At 71.7% G+C, this 19,250-nt stretch carries 17 protein-coding genes; 13 read left to right on the top strand and 4 right to left on the bottom strand.

Going from position 1 to position 19,250, the window contains the following annotated elements; translation table 11 throughout:
- Nucleotides 1-30: 30 nt before the first annotated feature.
- From rimI to IEY86_RS06390, 4 genes are all read left to right on the top strand, one after another.
- Complete coding sequence (gene rimI / locus IEY86_RS06405) at nucleotides 31-552, top strand: ribosomal protein S18-alanine N-acetyltransferase (protein ID WP_189130634.1); 522 nt, start codon at nucleotides 31-33, stop codon at nucleotides 550-552.
- Nucleotides 545-1,720 carry a tRNA (adenosine(37)-N6)-threonylcarbamoyltransferase complex transferase subunit TsaD gene (tsaD, locus tag IEY86_RS06400; protein ID WP_189130531.1) on the top strand — a complete coding sequence of 392 codons (1,176 nt, stop codon included), beginning with the start codon at nucleotides 545-547 and terminating at the stop codon, nucleotides 1,718-1,720. The genes rimI and tsaD overlap by 8 nt, the downstream gene beginning before the upstream one ends.
- Nucleotides 1,717-1,974, top strand: coding sequence for a hypothetical protein (locus tag IEY86_RS06395; protein WP_189130530.1), 258 nt, complete (start codon nucleotides 1,717-1,719; stop codon nucleotides 1,972-1,974). Before tsaD ends, IEY86_RS06395 begins: the two co-directional genes overlap by 4 nt.
- Before the next feature lie 104 nt (nucleotides 1,975-2,078).
- Complete coding sequence (locus IEY86_RS06390) at nucleotides 2,079-2,456, top strand: hypothetical protein (RefSeq protein ID WP_189130529.1); 378 nt, start codon at nucleotides 2,079-2,081, stop codon at nucleotides 2,454-2,456.
- Nucleotides 2,457-2,523: 67 nt separating this feature from the next.
- On the opposite strand, the gene IEY86_RS06385 is transcribed toward IEY86_RS06390, so the two are convergent.
- Entirely contained in the window at nucleotides 2,524-3,687 is a 1,164-nt protein-coding gene (locus IEY86_RS06385; protein WP_229698193.1) for a class I SAM-dependent methyltransferase, read from the bottom strand.
- Nucleotides 3,688-3,881: 194 nt separating this feature from the next.
- Between IEY86_RS06385 and IEY86_RS06380 the strand changes: the two genes are divergently transcribed.
- The 3 genes from IEY86_RS06380 (at nucleotide 3,882) to groL (ending at nucleotide 7,283) form a co-directional block, all read left to right on the top strand.
- Nucleotides 3,882-5,000, top strand: a complete 1,119-nt coding sequence (locus IEY86_RS06380; RefSeq protein WP_229698192.1) for a polysaccharide deacetylase family protein — start codon at nucleotides 3,882-3,884, stop codon at nucleotides 4,998-5,000.
- 222 nt (nucleotides 5,001-5,222) lie between these two features.
- Nucleotides 5,223-5,531: a co-chaperone GroES gene (gene groES, locus IEY86_RS06375; RefSeq protein ID WP_189130527.1), complete on the top strand. Its 309-nt coding sequence runs from the start codon at nucleotides 5,223-5,225 to the stop codon at nucleotides 5,529-5,531.
- 123 nt (nucleotides 5,532-5,654) lie between these two features.
- Nucleotides 5,655-7,283, top strand: a complete 1,629-nt coding sequence (gene groL / locus IEY86_RS06370) for a chaperonin GroEL (protein ID WP_189130526.1) — start codon at nucleotides 5,655-5,657, stop codon at nucleotides 7,281-7,283.
- 191 nt (nucleotides 7,284-7,474) lie between these two features.
- Here the strand turns inward: groL and IEY86_RS06365 are convergent, their stop codons facing one another.
- The gene (locus IEY86_RS06365; RefSeq protein WP_189130525.1) at nucleotides 7,475-8,125 is read right to left on the bottom strand and encodes an MOSC domain-containing protein; all 651 of its coding nucleotides are present in this window, start codon (nucleotides 8,123-8,125) and stop codon (nucleotides 7,475-7,477) included.
- A 163-nt stretch (nucleotides 8,126-8,288) separates the two neighbouring features.
- Nucleotides 8,289-8,591: a WhiB family transcriptional regulator gene (locus IEY86_RS06360; protein ID WP_189130524.1), complete on the bottom strand. Its 303-nt coding sequence runs from the start codon at nucleotides 8,589-8,591 to the stop codon at nucleotides 8,289-8,291.
- Nucleotides 8,592-9,080: 489 nt separating this feature from the next.
- Between IEY86_RS06360 and IEY86_RS06355 the strand changes: the two genes are divergently transcribed.
- The 4 genes from IEY86_RS06355 (at nucleotide 9,081) to IEY86_RS06340 (ending at nucleotide 13,924) form a co-directional block, all read left to right on the top strand.
- Entirely contained in the window at nucleotides 9,081-9,692 is a 612-nt protein-coding gene (locus IEY86_RS06355) for a response regulator transcription factor (protein ID WP_018382498.1), read from the top strand.
- A 264-nt stretch (nucleotides 9,693-9,956) separates the two neighbouring features.
- Complete coding sequence (locus IEY86_RS06350) at nucleotides 9,957-10,565, top strand: sigma-70 family RNA polymerase sigma factor (RefSeq protein ID WP_308425102.1); 609 nt, start codon at nucleotides 9,957-9,959, stop codon at nucleotides 10,563-10,565.
- 196 nt (nucleotides 10,566-10,761) lie between these two features.
- Nucleotides 10,762-12,264, top strand: a complete 1,503-nt coding sequence (guaB, locus tag IEY86_RS06345) for an IMP dehydrogenase (RefSeq protein WP_189130523.1) — start codon at nucleotides 10,762-10,764, stop codon at nucleotides 12,262-12,264.
- A gap of 535 nt (nucleotides 12,265-12,799) precedes the next feature.
- Nucleotides 12,800-13,924, top strand: a complete 1,125-nt coding sequence (locus tag IEY86_RS06340) for a GuaB3 family IMP dehydrogenase-related protein (RefSeq protein ID WP_189130522.1) — start codon at nucleotides 12,800-12,802, stop codon at nucleotides 13,922-13,924.
- Between the two features lie 206 nt (nucleotides 13,925-14,130).
- Here the strand turns inward: IEY86_RS06340 and IEY86_RS06335 are convergent, their stop codons facing one another.
- Nucleotides 14,131-15,387: a nucleotide sugar dehydrogenase gene (locus IEY86_RS06335; protein ID WP_189130521.1), complete on the bottom strand. Its 1,257-nt coding sequence runs from the start codon at nucleotides 15,385-15,387 to the stop codon at nucleotides 14,131-14,133.
- Between the two features lie 197 nt (nucleotides 15,388-15,584).
- Between IEY86_RS06335 and IEY86_RS06330 the strand changes: the two genes are divergently transcribed.
- Both IEY86_RS06330 and IEY86_RS06325 read left to right on the top strand, forming a co-directional pair.
- The gene (locus IEY86_RS06330; RefSeq protein ID WP_189130520.1) at nucleotides 15,585-17,291 is read left to right on the top strand and encodes a glycerol-3-phosphate dehydrogenase/oxidase; all 1,707 of its coding nucleotides are present in this window, start codon (nucleotides 15,585-15,587) and stop codon (nucleotides 17,289-17,291) included.
- Nucleotides 17,292-17,338: 47 nt separating this feature from the next.
- Complete coding sequence (locus tag IEY86_RS06325; RefSeq protein ID WP_189130519.1) at nucleotides 17,339-19,042, top strand: serine/threonine-protein kinase; 1,704 nt, start codon at nucleotides 17,339-17,341, stop codon at nucleotides 19,040-19,042.
- The last annotated feature ends 208 nt before the right edge of the window (nucleotides 19,043-19,250 follow it).

Here is a 19,250-nt window from a genome sequence, read left to right as displayed (position 1 = left end):
GCCCAGCCGTCCGGCGCGATCCTGCGTGAGATGCGCTGGTGGGACATAGCGCCCGTGCTGGACCTCGAACACGAGCTGTTCCCCGCGGACGCCTGGTCCAAGGGCATGTTCTGGTCCGAGCTCGCCGAGACCCGGCACCCCCGCGCCACCCGCTACTACGTCGTCGCCGAGCTCGACGGAAGGCTCGTCGGCTACGCGGGCCTGATGGCCGTGGCCGGGGAGGGGGATGTGCAGACCATCGCCGTCGCCCGCGACCAGTGGGGCAGCGGGCTCGGCGCCCGGCTGCTGTCCGACCTGCTCCGCCAGGCCACCGCGTTCGAGTGCGCGGACGTGCTCCTCGAGGTGCGCGTCGACAACACCCGGGCCCAGCGGCTCTACGAGCGGTTCGGCTTCGAGCCCGTCGGCATCCGGCGCGGCTACTACCAGCCCGGTAACGTCGACGCCCTCGTCATGCGCCTGACCGACCCCTCCGCGAGCCCCCCGCACGGCCCCATCGACGGCCCCGCAGAAGGCCCCGTACAAGGCCCCGTACAAGGAACCACTCATGGCTGACGAACCCCTGGTCCTCGGCATCGAGACCTCCTGCGACGAGACCGGCGTGGGCATCGTGCGCGGCCACACCCTGCTCGCGGACGCCATCGCCTCCAGCGTGGACGAGCACGCCCGTTTCGGCGGGGTCGTGCCGGAGGTCGCCAGCCGGGCCCACCTCGAAGCGATGGTGCCCACCATCCAGCGGGCGCTGAAGGACGCCGGGATCAAGGCGTCGGACCTCGACGGGGTGGCGGTCACCGCCGGTCCCGGGCTCGCCGGAGCGCTGCTCGTGGGCGTCGCCGCCGCCAAGGCGTACGCCTACGCGCTGGGCAAGCCGCTCTACGGCGTGAACCACCTCGCCTCCCACATCTGCGTGGACCAGCTCGAGCACGGCGCGCTGCCCGAACCGACGATGGCGCTGCTCGTCTCCGGCGGCCACTCCTCCCTGCTCCTCGCGCCCGACATCACCTCGGACGTGCGCCCGCTGGGGGCCACGATCGACGACGCGGCGGGCGAGGCGTTCGACAAGGTGGCCCGCGTGCTGGGCCTCGGCTTCCCCGGCGGCCCGGCCATCGACCGGCAGGCCCGCGACGGCGACCCCGCCGCCATCGCGTTCCCCCGCGGCCTGACCGGCGGACGGGATCCCCTCTACGACTTCTCGTTCTCGGGGCTGAAGACCGCGGTGGCCCGCTGGGTCGAGGCCAGGCAGCGCGCGGGGGAGGATGTGCCGGTGGCGGATGTCGCCGCGTCGTTCCAGGAGGCCGTGGTCGATGTGCTGACCCGCAAGGCCGTCCGCGCCTGCAAGGACAACGGCGTCGACCATCTGATGATCGGCGGAGGGGTGGCGGCCAACTCCCGCCTGCGGGCCCTCGCCGCACAGCGGTGCGAGGACAGGGGCATCACCCTGCGGGTGCCCCGGCCCAAGCTCTGCACGGACAACGGGGCCATGGTGGCCGCCCTCGGCGCGGAGATGGTCGCCCGCGGCCGTGCCCCCTCGGCGCTCGACCTGCCCGCCGACTCCTCCCTCCCGGTGACGGAGATCTCGGTGCCGGACCCCGCGCACGCGCACGGTGGAAGCGGCCCAAGCGGCCCCGGTCACGTGCCCGGCCACGGGGGCCGCGCCCATGGCACGGGCGGCCACAGCCACGACCATGCGCACGAGCTCAGCGGCGAGAACCTCTACTCATGACCGTCGCCCTGATGTGGGAGGCCCGTGCCGCCGACGGCCGAGGCGCGGACCTCCTGGAGTGGGCGGGGGCCCAGGAACTGCCCGAGCGGCCCCTGCGCTCGGAGCTGTTCACCGCCCCCGGGGACCGCGTGCTCGCCATTACCTGGTGGGACGCGGACTTCGACGCGCCGCTGCCCGAACTCCCCGAGCCCCCGGCCGATCTGCTGGCCCGTCCCCCGCACCGCTGGCGCTTCGCATCGGTCCGCACCGACTGAGGCGAGTCCCCAGCCTCGCTGCCGCACTGGCCCTCGAGCGGGTACTACTACCCGATCACCAGTGGCAGCCATGAGGGGACGGCTGTCTCCCTCGCCAGGTTCTGGTGGGGGGCGCCCCCGGCGCGGCGGCGCCGGCCGGCACCCGCAGCCGGCGCGCAGGCGTCTCGGCCTCCTCGGCCACGGCCACCTACGGCCCGCTGCTGTGGACCGGCGCCACGTCCCTGTCCGGCGCCGACAGGACCTTCCCGCGCCGTGAGGCGGCGGGTCTGAACTTCGTGGCGGCGTTCGGAGGCAACGGCGCGGTCCCGCCCGGCGCGCTCAACGACGCCGGTACGGCCATCAGCGCCAACAGCCGGATGTTCACCTACGTCCCGTACCACAACGGCGACCTGCCCGCTCAGGCCCACTCCGCCGCCCAGCCGGCCCGCGAGCGCCGGGCTCCGAGCCCGGACCCGTCCTCGCAGAGGACGGCCAGCCGCTGACACCGGCTCCCACCCGGTCGGCACCGGCTCCGATGCCGGTGGCGGCTCTCGGGCCCGGTACCGGCCCTCACGTCGCCGGGTGCCCAAGCAGCATGCTCGGGGCCCCGGCGACGCGGGTGAGGAAGACCGTCACCGAGTTGGGCCCCTCCGGCTTCAGCCGTCTGCGCAACTCCTCCGGCTCCACGGCCGAGCCGCGCTTCTTGATCACCACGGTGCCCACCGCCCGCTGCCGCAGCAGGGCCTTGAGCCGCTTGAGGTTGAACGGGAGCACATCGGTGATCTCGTACGCCTGGGCATACGGCGTCGCCACCCGTTCGGGCGCCGTCACATACGCGATGGTGGGGTCGATCAGCGTTCCGCGGACCCGTTGGGCGACCTCCGCCACCAGGTGGGCGCGGATGACCGCGCCGTCCGGCTCGTACAGGTAGCGGTCCACCGGACCCACCGGCGGGTCGGGAAGGCCCGCCCCGGCGAGCGTGTGGCCGTCCGGCAGGAGCGTGGCCCGTACCCCGTCGCCCGCGCCGAACCACAGCACGGCCTCCTTCACATCCCCCCGGTCCGAGACCCACTCCGCCTCGGCGCCCTCGGGGACCGCCTCGTGGGGGATGCCCGGGGCGACCTTCAGCGCGGCGACCCGGGCCTCGCGGGCCGCCTCGACCGCCCAGGACAGCGGCGGCGAGTACGCCTCCGGGTCGAAGACGCGGCCCCTGGCGCCGCGCCGGGCCGGGTCGACGAACACGGCGTCGAATCCCGAGACGTCCACATCGGCGACGTCGGCGCACCGCACCTCGATCCGGTCGGCGAGGCCGAGCGCCCCGGCGTTCGCCCGCGCCACCGCGCAGGTCACCGGGGAGCGGTCCACGGCCAGCACCTCGACACCCGCCCGCGCCAGCCCGATCGCGTCGCCGCCGATTCCGCAGCACAGGTCGGCCAGCCGCCGGACCCCGAGCCCGGCGAAGCGGCCCGCCCGGTACACCGCGACCGACGCCCTGGTGGCCTGCTCGACGCCGTCGGGGGTGAAGTACATCCGCTCGGCCTCCTCGCCGAACTTCGCCTTCGCCCGCTGCCGCAGCCGGGCCTGCGCCAGCGCCGCCGAGACCAGCTCCGGCGGATGGTCGCGCCGCAGCCTCGTGGCCAGCGCCAGCTCCCGCCCCTGCTCGTAGTCGCGCAGCTCGGAGAGAAGCCGCTGGCCTTCGTCCGCCAGCAGCGCGCTGATCGTCGCTTCTTCCACCGCGCCATTGTGCCGAAGGCGCCCCGATGGCCCTGCCGACGGCCGTGCGGTCGCCTCCTGAAGGGGCCCGGTCGCCCCGCCGGGGCGGCCCGCCCGCCCTGGGCCCGCCCCGCCCCGGGGGCGCCTTAGCCCTAGCGGTGGACACATCGGGGCGCCGTCCGGGGAGGGCAAGGGGGAGCAGGCAGCATCCCGTTATGGATCTAATCCGACAATCGGGACGTAGTGCTTGGCGGACAACTCGGAGATCACTCGCCGTCGCCGTCGCGCTCGCCGCGACGTGCGCCTCGCTGCAACTGGCCGGTGTCCAGCGCTCCCGCGACTCCCGGACGGCCGCCTCCGCCGCGTCCGTGCCGGAGGGGATGATCCGGCTGTCGGCGGCGGCCCCTCCGCCCGCCCCGCCCGACGACGGCGCCGCGCCCGCGCGGCCCCCGGTGCCGGCCGGCCCGCACCTGGCCACACCGGCGTTCCTCACCTCGGGCCACTCGGACGTCTCGGCGCCCTCCGCCCCGCTCGGCCCGAACGCGGCGGCCGCTCCCCAGGCGGCGCCCCACGGCCCCCCGCCGTCCGCGGCGTCGAGGGAGCGCACGCTCACCCTGTCGGCCTACGCCCGGCGCCTCACCGCGTTCCGCCACTGGGGCCTGGACAGGCCCGTCCGGCTCGCCCCCTTCCCGCCCGCCGTGAAGCCCGCCGTCGAGAACATCGCGGGCAAGGCCGGCGGCCCGGGGCTGCCCCCGGTGGTCGGGCGCGTCGGGACCAAGGACAGAGTCGTCTTCCTGACCATCGACGACGGGACCGAGAAGGACCGGAAGTTCCTGTCCCTGCTGCGCGACCTCCAGGTGCCGGTCAGTGCCTTCCTCACCCACGACGAGGCCAAGAACGACTACGGCTACTTCCGCCGCCTTCAGCGACTCGGTGACGGAGTCCACAACCACACCATCACGCACCCCGACCTGGAGGAGCTCTCCTACCGCAGGCAGCGCCAGGAGATCTGCCGCCAGCAGGAGAACCTCCGGCGCGAACTCGGAGTCACCCCGCGCCTGTTCCGCCCGCCCTACGGCAACTTCGACCGCAAGACGCTGCGCGCCGCCAAGGCCTGCGGCATCGAGGTCGTCGTGATGTGGGGGCTGGAGGCGTGGGCGGACCGCATCGACTGGCAGGAGGAGAACCGACGGCTGCGTCCGGGTGACATCATCCTCACCCATTTCCGGGGCCCGGCCGAGTGGGACGGGACGATGAACGACATGGCCCGCGTGGTCCTGGGCGCCATCGCCGAGCAGGGATTCGCCGTCGGCAGGCTCGAGGACTACCTGTAGCACCGCTGTACGACTAGCTGCAATTGGCTCGTGATCGCCACGACATTGGCACTCTAGTTGACTGAGTGCTAACGACCGGCCTAGTGTCAGCATTGGCACTCTCACCCCGAGGGTGCCAGCACCAACAAGCGACGGGGCAGGTCCGGCACCCGCGACGACGGGCCTACCAGGTCGCCACCACAGACACACTCCCGTGAGATCTCCGAAGGGGGAGGTCGGATCGTGACGACCGCCAGCACCAAGGTTGCCATCAAGCCGCTCGAGGACCGCATCGTGGTCCAGCCGCTCGACGCCGAGCAGACCACGGCCTCGGGCCTGGTCATTCCGGACACGGCCAAGGAGAAGCCCCAGGAGGGCGTCGTCCTGGCTGTCGGTCCGGGCCGGTTCGAGGACGGCAACCGCCTGCCGCTCGACGTTTCCGTCGGCGACGTTGTCCTGTACAGCAAGTACGGCGGCACCGAGGTGAAGTACCACGGCGAGGAGTACCTCGTCCTCTCGGCTCGCGACGTCCTCGCGATCGTCGAGAAGTAGTCAACCCGCAGCCTGTTGCAACAGCCTGCCGCAACCGCCCCGGAGCCCGAGTCAGCCTGACGGGGCCCGGGGCGGACGCACGCGGGCGACAGTTAGCGCCCGAGAGGACGAAGAAGACCAGTCATGGCGAAGATCCTGAAGTTCGACGAGGACGCCCGTCGCGCGCTTGAGCGCGGCGTCAACAAGCTTGCCGACACCGTGAAGGTGACGATCGGCCCCAAGGGCCGCAATGTCGTCATCGACAAGAAGTTCGGCGCGCCGACCATCACCAACGACGGTGTCACCATCGCCCGTGAGGTGGAGGTCGAGGACCCGTACGAGAACCTGGGTGCCCAGCTCGTCAAGGAGGTGGCCACCAAGACCAACGACATCGCCGGTGACGGAACCACCACCGCCACGGTGCTCGCCCAGGCGCTGGTCCGCGAGGGCCTGCGCAACGTGGCCGCCGGTGCCTCCCCGGCCGCCCTGAAGAAGGGCATCGACGCCGCCGTCGCTGCCGTCTCCTCGGCACTGCTCGAGAGCGCCCGCCCGCTCGAGGGCAAGGAGGACATCGCCGCCGTCGCCGCCCTGTCCGCCCAGGACAAGCAGGTCGGCGAACTCATCGCCGAGGCGATGGACAAGGTCGGCAAGGACGGTGTCATCACCGTCGAGGAGTCCAACACCTTCGGCCTCGAGCTCGAGTTCACCGAGGGCATGTCCTTCGACAAGGGCTACCTGTCGCCCTACTTCGTCACCGACCAGGAGCGTATGGAGGCCGTCCTCGACGACCCGTACATCCTGGTCCACCAGGGCAAGATCTCCTCGATCCAGGACCTGCTGCCGCTGCTGGAGAAGATCATCCAGGCCGGTGGCAGCAAGCCGCTGCTGATCATCGCGGAGGACGTCGAGGGCGAGGCCCTGTCCACGCTGGTCGTCAACAAGATCCGCGGCACCTTCAACGCCGTCGCGGTGAAGGCCCCCGGCTTCGGCGACCGCCGCAAGGCCATGCTCGGCGACATCGCCACCCTCACCGGTGCGACCGTCATCGCCGAGGAGGTCGGCCTCAAGCTCGACCAGTCCGGTCTGGACGTGCTGGGCTCCGCGCGCCGCGTCACGGTCACCAAGGACGACACCACCATCGTCGACGGTGCCGGTGACAAGGCCGAGCTCGCGGGCCGGATCAACCAGATCAAGGCCGAGATCGCCGGCACGGACTCCGACTGGGACCGCGAGAAGCTCCAGGAGCGCCTCGCCAAGCTCGCCGGCGGCGTGTGCGTCATCCGTGTGGGTGCGGCCACCGAGGTGGAGCTCAAGGAGAAGAAGCACCGTCTGGAGGACGCCATCTCCGCGACCCGCGCCGCGGTCGAGGAGGGCATCGTCGCCGGTGGTGGGTCCTCTCTGGTCCACGCCTCCAAGATCCTGGCCGACGGCCTGGGCAAGGAGGGCGACGAGGCCACCGGTGTCGCGGTCGTGCGCCGCGCCGCGGTCGAGCCCCTGCGCTGGATCGCCGAGAACGCGGGCCTCGAGGGCTACGTCATCACCTCCAAGGTGGCCGAGCTCGAGCCGGGCCAGGGCTTCAACGCGGCCACCGGTGAGTACGGCGACCTGATCAAGGCCGGCGTCATCGACCCCGTCAAGGTCACCCGCTCCGCGCTGGAGAACGCCGCGTCCATCGCGTCGCTGCTCCTGACCACCGAGACCCTGGTGGTCGAGAAGCCGGCCGAGGACGAGGGCGACGCCGGTCACGGTCACGGCCACGGCCACTCGCACTGACCCCCGGCGGCCGTCCAGGTCGCCCCGGGTCGTCGCGGCCGTACAGCCGCAGGAGGCCCGGCTCCCCTCGCCGCAGGGGAGCCGGGCCTCTCGCGTGTGTCCAGGCGTCGTGTGTCCGGGGCCTCCCGGGCGCCGCTCGGCGGCGTCGGCCGGGATCGGCCGGGCGGGATCGGCGCCGCCCTTTCGGGGCCTCAGCCCAGCTTCCGTCTGATCCCCGCCTTGGTTCCCTCGGGGAGTGCGTCCGCCTTCAGCAGCTCCGGGAGGAGGTCCCGCTCGCCCATCAGCGCGCGGAATGTCAGCGCGATGGTCACGCCGTGGTCCGGCCGCTCCACCACGGTGATCTCGTCGCCGGCCGCGATCTCACCCGGTTCGACGACCCGCAGATAGGCGCCGGGCAGAGCGCGGTCGGTGAAGCGCTTGGCCCAGCCGGTCTCGTCCATCCAGCCGCGGAACGTCCCGCAGGGGATCCGCGGGGCCGACACCTCCAGCAGCACATCCGCGCCGATCCGCCAGCGCTCGCCCACCAGAGCGCCGTTGACGTCGAGGCCCGTCGTCGTGAGGTTCTCGCCGAACACGCCGCCCGGCAGCGCCCGGTCCAGCTCGCGGGCCCAGTCGTCGAGGTCCTCGCGCGCGTACGCGTAGACCGCCTGGTCGTCGCCGCCGTGGTGCTCCACGTCGTGGACGCGGTCGCCGGCGAGCCCCACCGCGCCCGTACCTCTGGGCCCGGGGGCGCCCACCGCCACCGGGCCCTCGACCGGGCGTTTGTCGATGCCCGTGGTCAGGGTCTTCTTCCACGGGTTCGGACGGGGGTGGCCGATGTTCACGGAGAGAAGAAGCGCCATGGTCGAACGGTAGGCCGAACGGGTGACTGCGGCCATTCGATTTCCATCCGGTGGCCCCTGCACCCAGTGGCCTCTCCACCCGGTGGTCTTCCACCCACCGGCCCTTGCGCCCAGTGGTTCGCACGCCAGAAGAAACGTTTCCGTCGAGACTCCCCGCCTCCTCCTACTGCCTCGTGCTGATCAGCCGGTGCCGGGCCCTGCCCTGAAGCTCCTCGCGCTCGTCCTCCGTGAGCCCGCCCCACACACCGTAGGGCTCTCGGACGGCCAGCGCGTGCGCCGCGCACTGCGCTCGGACCGGGCACCGCATGCAGACCTCCTTGGCCGCCGCCTCACGGGCACTGCGCGCGGCGCCGCGCTCGCCCTCGGGGTGGAAGAAGAGCGCGCTGTCCACACCGCGGCACGCGGCCAGAAGCTGCCAGTCCCACAGGTCCGCGTTGGGACCGGGAAGACGGGAGAAATCTGCCATTGCTCATCCCCTTGGGAGGCGAGTGACCGGTCATTGCAGGGGAGTCGTTATGACTACTGTCAAAGTAGCTGGAAATATGACTCTTCGCGGATGTACCCACCAAGCCCTGCGTTAGCCCAAAAATGGGTCCAAACAGTGCAAAATATGACATCCATCCCGGGTGTCCGCGACATGAGGGTCCAGGGCGTGTCCTGCAAGCGGGTGTACTCGTTGGGTCAGCGGCGAGCCGGTCGACCCCTCCCGGATCAGCCCCGGGCGCGGCGCGCAGGTTCGATCGGCGCGGTGCTACTGATCCGTAGCTGGTCGATCACGTAGAGTATTGGCGACGGCTGCCAAACTCCGTAACTCTTTCGAGTGACCGTCGTTAGGAGTGCGGAGGCGGTTATCGGGCGCCGGGCATCCATCGGGTGCCGGACGCCACCGACCGCATCGATCACGATTCGTACCAGCCTGGAGGCCCAACGTGACGCGGATCTGCGGAGGACGGCCATGACATCCGTCCTCGTCTGCGACGACTCCCCGCTTGCCCGAGAAGCACTCCGCCGCGCGGTCGCCACCGTGCCCGGCGTCGAGAGGGTGACGACTGCCACCAACGGCGAGGAAGTCCTCCGCCGCTGGGGAGCCGACCGCTCCGATCTGATTCTGATGGACGTCCGAATGCCCGGACTCGGCGGAGTCGAGACGGTCCGCCGCCTTCTCTCGGCCGACCCCGGTGCCCGCATCATCATGCTGACCGTCGCCGAGGACCTGGACGGGGTCGCGCTGGCGGTGGCCGCCGGTGCCCGCGGTTACCTGCACAAGGACGCCTCGCGCGCCGAGCTGCGGGCCACCGTGACCCAGGCGCTCGCCGATCCGACCTGGCGGCTCGCTCCCAGGAGACTGCGCTCGGCCGAGATGGGCGCGGCGCCCACGCTGACCGCCCGCGAGATCCAGGTTCTCGAAGGAATGAGCCATGGCCGAAGCAACGCCGAGATCGGCCGCGAGCTCTTCCTCTCCGAGGACACGGTGAAGACGCACGCACGGCGGCTGTTCAAGAAGCTGGGCGCCTCGGACCGCGCGCACGCGGTGGCGCTCGGCTTCCGTTGGGGCCTGGTCCGCTAGGCCGTGTCCGGTCCCCCTGGGGCCCTCCGACCCGGTTCCGGGTGCGGAGGGAAGGTCGCCGCCGCCGCCTCGGGCGGCGGCGATGTCCCGCCGATGCTCACGGTTTCCGCTCGGAGGACGCATGCTTGAGGCATGGGCGTGGACGGGGACCGGATTTCGGGGCGTGAGATGACCGCGGCACAGGCAGCTCAGTCTCATAACGCTTCGGTGCACAAGTACGGACGCGGTGCCGCGGATCGCGGAGCCGCCAGGCACCATGGACCGATGCGCGACGACGAGACCCCGGCTCAGGCCATTGGTGCCCTCGTGCGTCTCGCGGCCGAGGGCGACGAGCGGGCCACGCACGACCTGCTCGCCCATGTGCACCCGTTGGCTCTGCGCTACTGCCGGACGCGGCTGTCCCGGTTGCCGGGCGACGCACGCCACTTCGTGGACGATCTGGCGCAGGAAGTGTGCCTGGCGGTGCTGTGCGCCCTCCCGCGCTACCGCGACCAGGGAAGGCCCTTCGAGGCGTTCGTCTTCGCCATCGCGTCGCACAAGGTCGCCGATCTGCAGCGGGCCGCGATGCGCGGCCCGGGCAGCACGGCGGTCCCGGCGGACGACCTGCCGGAGAAGCCGGACGAGGCCCTCGGTCCCGAGGAGCGCGCGCTGCTCAGCAGTGAGGCGGCCTGGGCCAAGGAACTCCTGGCCTGCCTGCCGGAGCACCAGCGCGAGCTGATCCTGCTGAGGGTGGCGGTCGGGCTGACGGCGGAGGAGACCGGCCAGGTGCTGGGGATGTCCCCCGGCGCCGTACGGGTGGCCCAGCACCGCGCGCTCAGCCGACTGCGGGCGCTCGCCGAGGAGACGGATCAGGCGCAGCACCTCAGCGCGTGAAGCGCCGGCCGTGACTCCTGGGGCGAGACCACTGCCCGACCCTCGACCTCCGACCTCCGACCTCCGACCTCCGTGCTCCTGCGCCGGATTCCGGGCTTTTGTTCGCTTTTGCCGGGGCGGCCCGGGAGGGTGCCGAGCCCCGTTAGCATTAAGGCTCGGGCCGGGCAAGAGTGGTTTCAGAGCTGGGGTAGGTGTCATGACTGTCAACGCCGACGGCGTACCGGAGAAGTTCGCGATGCTGGGGCTCACCTACGACGATGTGCTGCTGCTTCCCGGCGCCTCCGACGTGGTGCCCAACGAGGTCGACACCGCATCCCGGATCTCGCGGAACATCAGGGTGAACATCCCCCTGCTCTCCTCGGCCATGGACACCGTCACCGAGGGCCGGATGGCCATCGCCATGGCCCGCCAGGGCGGCGTCGGCGTGCTCCACCGCAATCTGTCGATCGAGGCCCAGGCCGGGCAGGTCGACATGGTCAAGCGGTCCGAGGCCGGCATGGTCACCAACCCCATCACGATCGGCCCGGACGAGACGCTCGCCGAGGCGGACGCGCTCTGTGCCCGCTTCCGGATCAGCGGAGTGCCGGTGACCGACCCCTCCGGGCGTCTGCTGGGTATCGTCACCAACCGCGACATGGCGTTCGAGGCGGACCGCCGCCGCAAGGTGCGCGAGGTCATGACGCCGATGCCGCTGGTGACCGGGACGGTCGGCATCTCCGGCGCCGAGGCGATGGACCTGCTGCACAAGCACAAGATCGAGAAGCTTCCGCTGGTGGACGGCGAGAGCAAGCTGCGCGGCCTGATCACCGTCAAGGACTTCGTCAAGACCGAGCAGTACCCGAACGCCACGAAGGACGCCGACGGGCGGCTCGTGGTCGGCGCCGCGGTCGGTGTCGGCGACGAGGCCTACACCCGCGCGCAGGCCCTGGTCGAGGCGGGCGCCGACTTCCTGGTCGTGGACAGCGCCCACGGCCACAGCCGGGGCATCCTGGAGATGATCTCCAAGCTCAAGGCCAATCTGAAGGTCGACGTCATCGGCGGCAACGTGGCCACCCGTGACGGCGCCCAGGCGCTGATCGACGCGGGCGCCGACGGCATCAAGGTCGGTGTCGGCCCCGGCTCCATCTGCACCACCCGGGTGGTGGCCGGTGTCGGAGCCCCCCAGGTCACGGCGATCTACGAGGCCTCGCGGGCGGCGGGCCCGGCCGGTGTCCCGCTCATCGGCGACGGCGGCCTGCAGTACTCCGGCGACATCGCCAAGGCCATCGCGGCCGGCGCGGACACCGTGATGCTGGGCAGCCTGCTCGCCGGCTGCGCCGAGAGCCCCGGCGACCTGATCTTCATCAACGGCAAGCAGTTCAAGTCCTACCGCGGCATGGGCTCGCTCGGGGCCATGCAGTCGCGCGGCCAGGCGCGGTCGTTCTCCAAGGACCGCTACTTCCAGGACGACGTCCTGTCCGAGGACAAGCTCGTGCCCGAGGGCATCGAGGGCCAGGTGCCCTACCGCGGCCCGCTGGCCTCCGTCGCCCACCAGCTCATCGGCGGCCTGCGTGCCTCCATGGGCTACGTCGGCTCGGCGACCGTTCCGGAGCTGAAGGAGAAGGGCCGCTTCGTGCGGATCACCGCCGCCGGCCTCAAGGAGAGCCACCCCCACGACATCCAGATGACGGTCGAGGCGCCGAACTACCACGGACGCTGAGGGCTGAGCGGCGAGCTGAGATGCAGCGGAGGCTGGGGGTGTGCCCGAGGGACGAGGGTGTGGGCCCGGCCGCAGTGGAGTCGAGGCGGAGCGCGAGTGTTGGGGCTGAGCGGCGAGCCGAGATGCAGCGGAGGCTGGGGGTGCGCCCGAGGGACGAGGGTGTGGGCCCGGCCGCAGTGGAGTCGAGGCGGAGCGCGAGTGTTGGGGCTGAGCGGCGAGCTGAGATGCAGCGGAGGCTGGGGGTGCGCCCGAGGGACGAGGGTGTGGGCCCGGCCGCAGTGGAGTCGAGGCGGAGCGCGAGTGTTGGGGCTGAGCGGCGAGCTGAGATGCAGCGGAGGCTGGGGGTGCGCCCGAGGGACGAGGGTGTGGGCCCGGCCGCAGTGGAGTCGAGGCGGAGCGCGAGCAGATAGGCGCGGGCCGGTCCCGCAGGGGCCGGGGTGAGACGGGGCGGCTCCTTCGGGGGCGTCTCGGCGATACTGGCACGGGCTCACGTTGTGGTCCCGCGCCAGGCAGAACACGAGAAGGGCAGCAACACGTGACCGAGATCGAGATCGGGCGGGGCAAGCGCGGACGCCGGGCGTACGCGTTCGACGACATCGCCGTGGTGCCGAGCCGCCGGACCCGGGACCCGAAGGACGTCTCCATCGCCTGGCAGATCGACGCCTACCGCTTCGAGCTGCCCTTCCTCGCCGCCCCCATGGACTCCGTGGTCTCGCCCGCGACCGCCATCGCGATCGGCAACCTCGGCGGCCTCGGCGTGCTGAACCTCGAGGGCCTGTGGACCCGCTACGAGGACCCGCAGCCGCTGCTGGACGAGATCGCCGAGCTGGCCGACGAGGCCGAGGCGACCCGCCGCCTCCAGGAGATCTACGCTGCCCCGATCAAGGAGGAGCTGATCGGGCAGCGGATCAAGGAGGTGCGCCAGGCCGGCGTGGTCACCGCCGCGGCCCTCTCCCCGCAGCACACCGCCCAGTTCTCCAAGGCGGTCGTGGACGCGGGCGTGGACATCTTCGTCATCCGCGGCACCACCGTCTCCGCCGAGCACGTCTCGGGCCGTGCCGAACCGCTGAACCTCAAGCAGTTCATCTACGAGCTCGACGTTCCCGTGATCGTCGGCGGCTGCGCCACCTACACCGCCGCCCTGCATCTGATGCGCACCGGTGCCGCGGGTGTCCTCGTGGGCTTCGGCGGCGGTGCCGCCCACACCACCCGCAATGTTCTCGGCATCCAGGTCCCGATGGCCACCGCCGTCGCCGACGTCGCGGCGGCCCGCCGGGACTACATGGACGAGTCCGGCGGCCGCTACGTGCACGTCATCGCCGACGGCGGTGTCGGCTTCAGCGGCGACCTGCCGAAGGCCGTCGCGTGCGGCGCCGACGCCGTCATGATGGGCTCCCCGCTGGCCCGTGCCACGGACTCGCCCGGCCGCGGCCACCACTGGGGCATGGAGGCCGTCCACGAGGAGCTGCCACGCGGCAAGCGGGTGAACCTCGGCCTGGTCGGCACCACCGAGGAGGTCCTGCTCGGCCCGTCGCACACCCCGGACGGCTCCATGAACTTCTTCGGCGCCCTGCGCCGGGCCATGGCCACGACGGGCTACTCGGAGCTGAAGGAGTTCCAGCGCGTCGAGGTGACCGTCGCGCCGGTCCTGAAGGTCTGAGCCGCCTCAAGGCCTGAGCCGCACAGCCGCGCCCGTTCGACGGCTCGCGCCCCCGTCCCCCAGGGCCCCTGGGAACGGGGGCACGGCCGTCTGCGCAACCAGGCCGTCTGCGCAGCCGGACCCTCTGCGCAGCCGGTCCGTCTCTCATCGGTCCGTCGCTCGGCCGGTCCCTCTGTCGGTCGGTTCGTCTCCCGGCCCGTCCGTGTCTACAGCCGGTCCGCCGCCCCCGCCGGGGTGGCGCCCTGGGTGTCGAGCAGCCGCTGTGCCTTCACCGCGAGCCCCTGGAGGTCGTATGTGCGGTGCGGTTGCAGCAGGAGGGTGAGGTCGGCGTCCGCGGCGGCCTCGTAGAGTGAGCAGGCGCGCGGCACCGGGCGGTCCAGGACGTTCCACTGCTGGACGTAGGGGTCGTGGAAGCACAGCTGGGCGCCGAGTTCGAGCAGGCGGGCGGCGACGGCCCGGGCGGGGGAGCGGCGGGTGTCGGCGACGTCCGCCTTGTAGGTCACCCCGAGCAGGAGGATGCGGGCGCCGCGTACGGCCTTGCCGTCCTCGTTGAGGAGGGCCGAGGCGCGGTGGACCACGTAGCGGGGCATCCGGTCGTTGATCTCCCCGGCCAGCTCGGCCATGCGGAAGGGGTAGCCGATGGTGCGGCCCTGGTGCGGCAGGTAGTTGGGGTCCAGCGGGGTGGAGTAGCCGCCGACGCCGGGGCCGGGGCGGAACGCCTGGAAGCCGAAGGGCTTGGTCTCGGCGCAGCGGATGACGTCCCACAGGTCGATGCCGAAGTCGTGGCAGAAGACGGCCATCTCATTGGCGAGGGCGACATTCACATGCCGGTAGTTGCTCTCCAGCAGCTTCACGGTCTCGGCCTCGCGGCAGCCGCGGGCGCGTACGACGCGGTCGGTGAGGCGGTTGTAGAACGCCGCCGCGGCGTCGGTGCACGCTGGGGTGGTGCCGCCGACGACCTTGGGGGTGTTGGCGATGCCGAATTCGCGGTTTCCGGGGTCGACGCGGGTGGGGGAGGCGGCGAGGTGGAAGTCGCGTCCGCAGGTGAGTCCGGAGGTCTCCAGGATGGGCCGGAGGATTTCCTCCGTGGTGCCGGGATATGCGGTCGATTCCAGGATCACCGTGGTGCGCGGGCGCATCTGGGAGGCGATTGCGTGGGCGGCGGCGCGCACGGCGGTCAGGTCGGGAGTGCGGTCCTCGGCGAGCGGTGTGGGCTCGCAGATGACCACGGTCCGTGCGCGGCCGAGTGCGGCGGGATCGCCGGTGGCGCGGAATCCGGAGGCGAGCATGCGGCGGATGTCGGCGGCGGCGAGGTCGTCGACGGGGCTGCGGCCCGAGTTCAGTCCGGCGACGACGAGCTCGTCGGTGTCGTAGCCGATGACGTCGAGTCCGGCGGCGGTGGCGGCCTGGGCGAGCGGGAGTCCGGCGAAATTGAGTCCGATGACCACGAGGTCTGCAGGCATGGGGCGCGTCCTTCCTGCGGAGGGGTGCCGGATAGATAGAATAAGCATCAATACAACTGATATTCCGCATTGAGGGTAATTCGGGCATAAGTGTTCGTCGGATCCGTCATCGCCAGGGAATCAGGGCAGTATCGAATCGGTGCGGCTGTGAACCGAAGCGGCAGTGTCGGAAAGCGTCATGAGACCGGGAGGCCGAGTTGAGGACCGCGAACCTAGGGCCGGCCGAGCGCGGCAGCGCGCTCGCCGCGATGGTGGAGCACGAACTGGACGTACTGGTCGTGGGCGGAGGCATCGTCGGAGCCGGTACCGCGCTCGACGCGGCCACGCGCGGCCTGAGCACCGCGCTGGTGGAGGCACGTGACTGGGCGGCGGGGACGTCGAGCCGATCCAGCAAGCTCATCCACGGCGGACTGCGCTACCTGGAGATGCTCGACTTCGCCCTCGTGAGGGAGGCGCTCAAGGAACGCGGGCTGCTGCTGGAGCGGCTCGCCCCGCACCTCGTCAAGCCGGTGCCCTTCCTGTACCCGCTCCAGCACCACGGCTGGGAGCGTGTCTACGCCGGATCCGGTGTCGCGCTGTACGACGCCATGAGCGTCTCCTCCGGCCACGGCCGGGGCCTGCCGCACCACCGCCATCTGACGCGGACCCAGGCCCTGCAGGTCGCCCCCGCCCTGAGGAAGGACGCCCTCGTCGGCGCCATCCAGTACTACGACGCCCAGGTGGACGACGCCCGCTACGTCACCACCCTGATCAGGACCGCGACCGCCTACGGGGCGCATGTGGCCAACCGGGCTCGGGTCGTCGGCTTCCTGCGCGAGGGAGAGCGTGTCGTCGGTGCCCGGGTGCACGATCTGGAGCAGGGGGGCGAGTTCGAGGTCCGCGCCCGCCAGGTGGTCAACGCCACCGGGGTGTGGACGGACGACACACAGGCCCTTGTGGGCGAGCGCGGCCAGTTCCACGTCCGCGCGTCCAAGGGCATCCACCTCGTCGTGCCGAAGGACCGGATCCACTCCAGCACGGGGCTGATCCTGCGCACCGAGAAGAGCGTGCTGTTCGTGATCCCCTGGGGCCGCCACTGGGTCGTCGGCACGACCGACACCGACTGGGACCTGGACAAGGCGCACCCGGCCGCATCCAGCGCCGACATCGACTACCTCCTCCAGCATGTGAACTCGGTGCTGAACGTGCCCCTGACCCGCGACGACGTGGAGGGCGTCTACGCGGGGCTGCGCCCGCTGCTGGCCGGCGAGTCCGACGCGACGAGCAAGCTGTCGCGCGAGCACACGGTCGCCCACCCCGTCCCCGGCCTGGTGGTCGTGGCGGGCGGCAAGTACACGACCTACCGGGTGATGGCCAAGGACGCGGTCGACGCGGCCGTGCACGGCCTCGACAGCCGTGTGGGCCCCTGCGTCACCGAGACCACCCAACTGGTCGGCGCGGAGGGCTACCCGGCGCTGTGGAACGCCCGCGCCAGGATCGCCGCCGAGTCCGGGCTGCATGTCGCCCGGGTGGAGCACCTGCTCAACCGGTACGGGGCGCTCACCGAGGAAGTGCTGGCCCTCATCTCCGAGGACCCGTCCCTCGGCCGTGCCCTCACCGGCGCCGACGACTACCTGCGCGCCGAGGCCGTCTACGCCGCCGCCTACGAGGGGGCGCGGCATCTGGACGACGTGCTCACCCGGCGGATGCGGATCTCGATCGAGACATTCGACCGCGGGACCCGGTGCGCCAGGGAGGTCGCCGAGCTCATGGCGCCCGTCCTGGGCTGGGACACGGCGCAGATCGAACGCGAGGTCGCGCACTACGAGAAGCGCGTCGAGGCCGAAAGGGAGTCGCAGCGCCAGCCCGACGACCAGACCGCGGACGCCGCGCGGCTCGGTGCCCCGGATATCGTTCCCCTGTAACAGACGGCGGCGCGCGAGGTAAGTGCTCGGGGAAAACAGGGGTCCAGGTGTCCGATCATGAGCGGGTCGTGGCCGGAAGGTACCGGCTGGTCGAACGCATAGGCCGCGGTGGCATGGGCACGGTGTGGCGGGCCGAGGACGAACTCCTCGGCCGCCACGTCGCCGTGAAGAAGCTCCATGTCCCGCCCCACCTGTCGGACGAGGAACGCGGCACCCTGTACGAGCGCACCCGCCGGGAGGCCCGCAGCGCGGCCAGGATCACCCACCCCAACGTCGTCGTGGTCCATGACGTCGTGGAGGACGACGGCCTGCCGTGCATCGTCATGGAGTACGTGCCCTCGCGCACCCTCGGCGACGTGCTCAAGAAGGACGGCCCCATCTCGCAGCGCGAGGCGGCGAGGATCGGCCGGGGCATGGCCGCCGCCCTGCGCGCCGCCCACCGGGCCGGGGTCCTGCACCGGGACGTCAAGCCCGCCAATGTGCTGCTGGGCACCGACAGCTCCCACGGCGGCTCCGGTGAGGACGAACAGGGCCGACCGGACGGCAGGGTCGTGCTCACCGACTTCGGCATCGCCGTGGCCTCGGGGTCGTCGACGCTGACCAGGACCGGGGAGCTGGTCGGTTCCTTCGACTACCTCTCACCGGAGCGCATCAGGGGCGCGGGCCCGGGGACCGCCTCGGACCTGTGGGCCCTGGGTGCGACGCTGTACCAGGCACTGGAGGGCGAGGCGCCGTTCCACCGGGACACCCCGATCGAGACGGCGTACGCCATCGCCGCCGAGCCCTTCCCGCCGCCGCGGCGGGCGGGTGTGCTGACCCCGCTCATCAAGGCGCTCCTGGAGAAGGATCCGGAGCGGCGGATGACGGTCGAGCAGTTGGAGCGGCAGCTCGCAGGCTCGGTCGACACGGTCCTCGTGGGCCACCTGTCCGACACTCCGGCCGCCCCGGTGCCCTTGCCCCACCCGCAAGAACCCCAGCGGCCCCACGCCACCCAGCTCTCCCAGCACACCGGTTCTCCCCCGGACGACTCCGCCGCCACGAGCCGCCACCTCGATCCCCCGCAGGGCCCGCCCTCGCACGGTGAGGGCGACACCGGTTCCCAGACGGTCCTCGCCGGCCGGCTTCGCCGTGGCAGGACCCGGGGCCGGTCGCCCGCCGTGACGGTGGCGGCCGTGCTCCTGGTCACGGTGCTCGCGGGCGGCGGTGCCGCGCTGTGGTCCCAGCGCCACGACTCGGCGAACCAGGCCTCCGGCGGACACTCGTCGAACACGCCCGAGGCGAGTCCCTCCCTGCCTCCCGTGCCGGCTGTCCCCGAGGGTTTCCGGCGCGTCCACGACCGGCTCGGCTTCTCCGTCACCGTTCCGCAATCCTGGCACCGGGTGGAGAGGACGTCCGGCCAGGAGGTGAACTACCTCTCCCCCGACGAGCTGATGGGGCTGAAGTTCAACGTCCTGGACTTCGCGGGCGACAGCAGCATCGAGCACTGGCGCGCCATCGAGCCGGACGTCCAGAAGAAGTCTCCCGGCTACGAGAACCTGCGCATGAACGAGACCAGGTACCAGGGGCGGCCCGCCGCCATCTGGGAGTTCACCTGGCAGGGCGCGCGGCGCAAGTGGCACGCCCAGGACCTCGGATTCACCGCCGAGGGCCAGCGGGGCTACGCGATCTACCTGTCCGCCCCCGACGCGCGGTGGAGGGAGTGCGTGAAGTACTTCCGCACGGCCGCGGACAGCTTCCGGCTGGACGGCTGAGTCGGCCCGTTGCGTGGGTGGGCGACGCTTTTGGGTACAGATGCAAGGGAGTTGAGGCGTCGGGCGCCGCCGCCCGCTCGAAGGCAGGGAAACGGACCGCGGGTTCGTATCGGACAATCGGTGCGACCGTCGGTCGGGATCCAGGGCCGCGCGCAAATGTGTCCGACGGTCAGGGGATGATAGGGGCGGCCACGACCGTGCGGGAGTC

The sequence above is a fragment of the Wenjunlia tyrosinilytica genome (assembly GCF_014646055.1).
Lineage (GTDB): Bacteria > Actinomycetota > Actinomycetes > Streptomycetales > Streptomycetaceae > Wenjunlia > Wenjunlia tyrosinilytica.
The sequence above is the reverse complement of the archived record's forward strand: the minus strand, read 5'-3'. Positions and strand labels throughout refer to the sequence as shown.

What these genes read in the sequence shown, in the direction of transcription:
- rimI (WP_189130634.1), top strand. Translation starts at nt 31, where the DNA reads ATGCGCTGGTGGGACATAGCGCCCGTGCTGGACCTCGAACACGAGCTG.
- tsaD (WP_189130531.1), top strand. Translation starts at nt 545, where the DNA reads ATGGCTGACGAACCCCTGGTCCTCGGCATCGAGACCTCCTGCGACGAG.
- IEY86_RS06395 (WP_189130530.1), top strand. Translation starts at nt 1,717, where the DNA reads ATGACCGTCGCCCTGATGTGGGAGGCCCGTGCCGCCGACGGCCGAGGC.
- IEY86_RS06380 (WP_229698192.1), top strand. Translation starts at nt 3,882, where the DNA reads ATGGATCTAATCCGACAATCGGGACGTAGTGCTTGGCGGACAACTCGG.
- groL (WP_189130526.1), top strand. Translation starts at nt 5,655, where the DNA reads ATGGCGAAGATCCTGAAGTTCGACGAGGACGCCCGTCGCGCGCTTGAG.
- IEY86_RS06365 (WP_189130525.1), bottom strand. Translation starts at nt 8,125, where the DNA reads ATGGCGCTTCTTCTCTCCGTGAACATCGGCCACCCCCGTCCGAACCCG.
- IEY86_RS06360 (WP_189130524.1), bottom strand. Translation starts at nt 8,591, where the DNA reads ATGGCAGATTTCTCCCGTCTTCCCGGTCCCAACGCGGACCTGTGGGAC.
- IEY86_RS06355 (WP_018382498.1), top strand. Translation starts at nt 9,081, where the DNA reads ATGACATCCGTCCTCGTCTGCGACGACTCCCCGCTTGCCCGAGAAGCA.
- IEY86_RS06350 (WP_308425102.1), top strand. Translation starts at nt 9,957, where the DNA reads ATGCGCGACGACGAGACCCCGGCTCAGGCCATTGGTGCCCTCGTGCGT.
- guaB (WP_189130523.1), top strand. Translation starts at nt 10,762, where the DNA reads ATGACTGTCAACGCCGACGGCGTACCGGAGAAGTTCGCGATGCTGGGG.
- IEY86_RS06335 (WP_189130521.1), bottom strand. Translation starts at nt 15,387, where the DNA reads ATGCCTGCAGACCTCGTGGTCATCGGACTCAATTTCGCCGGACTCCCG.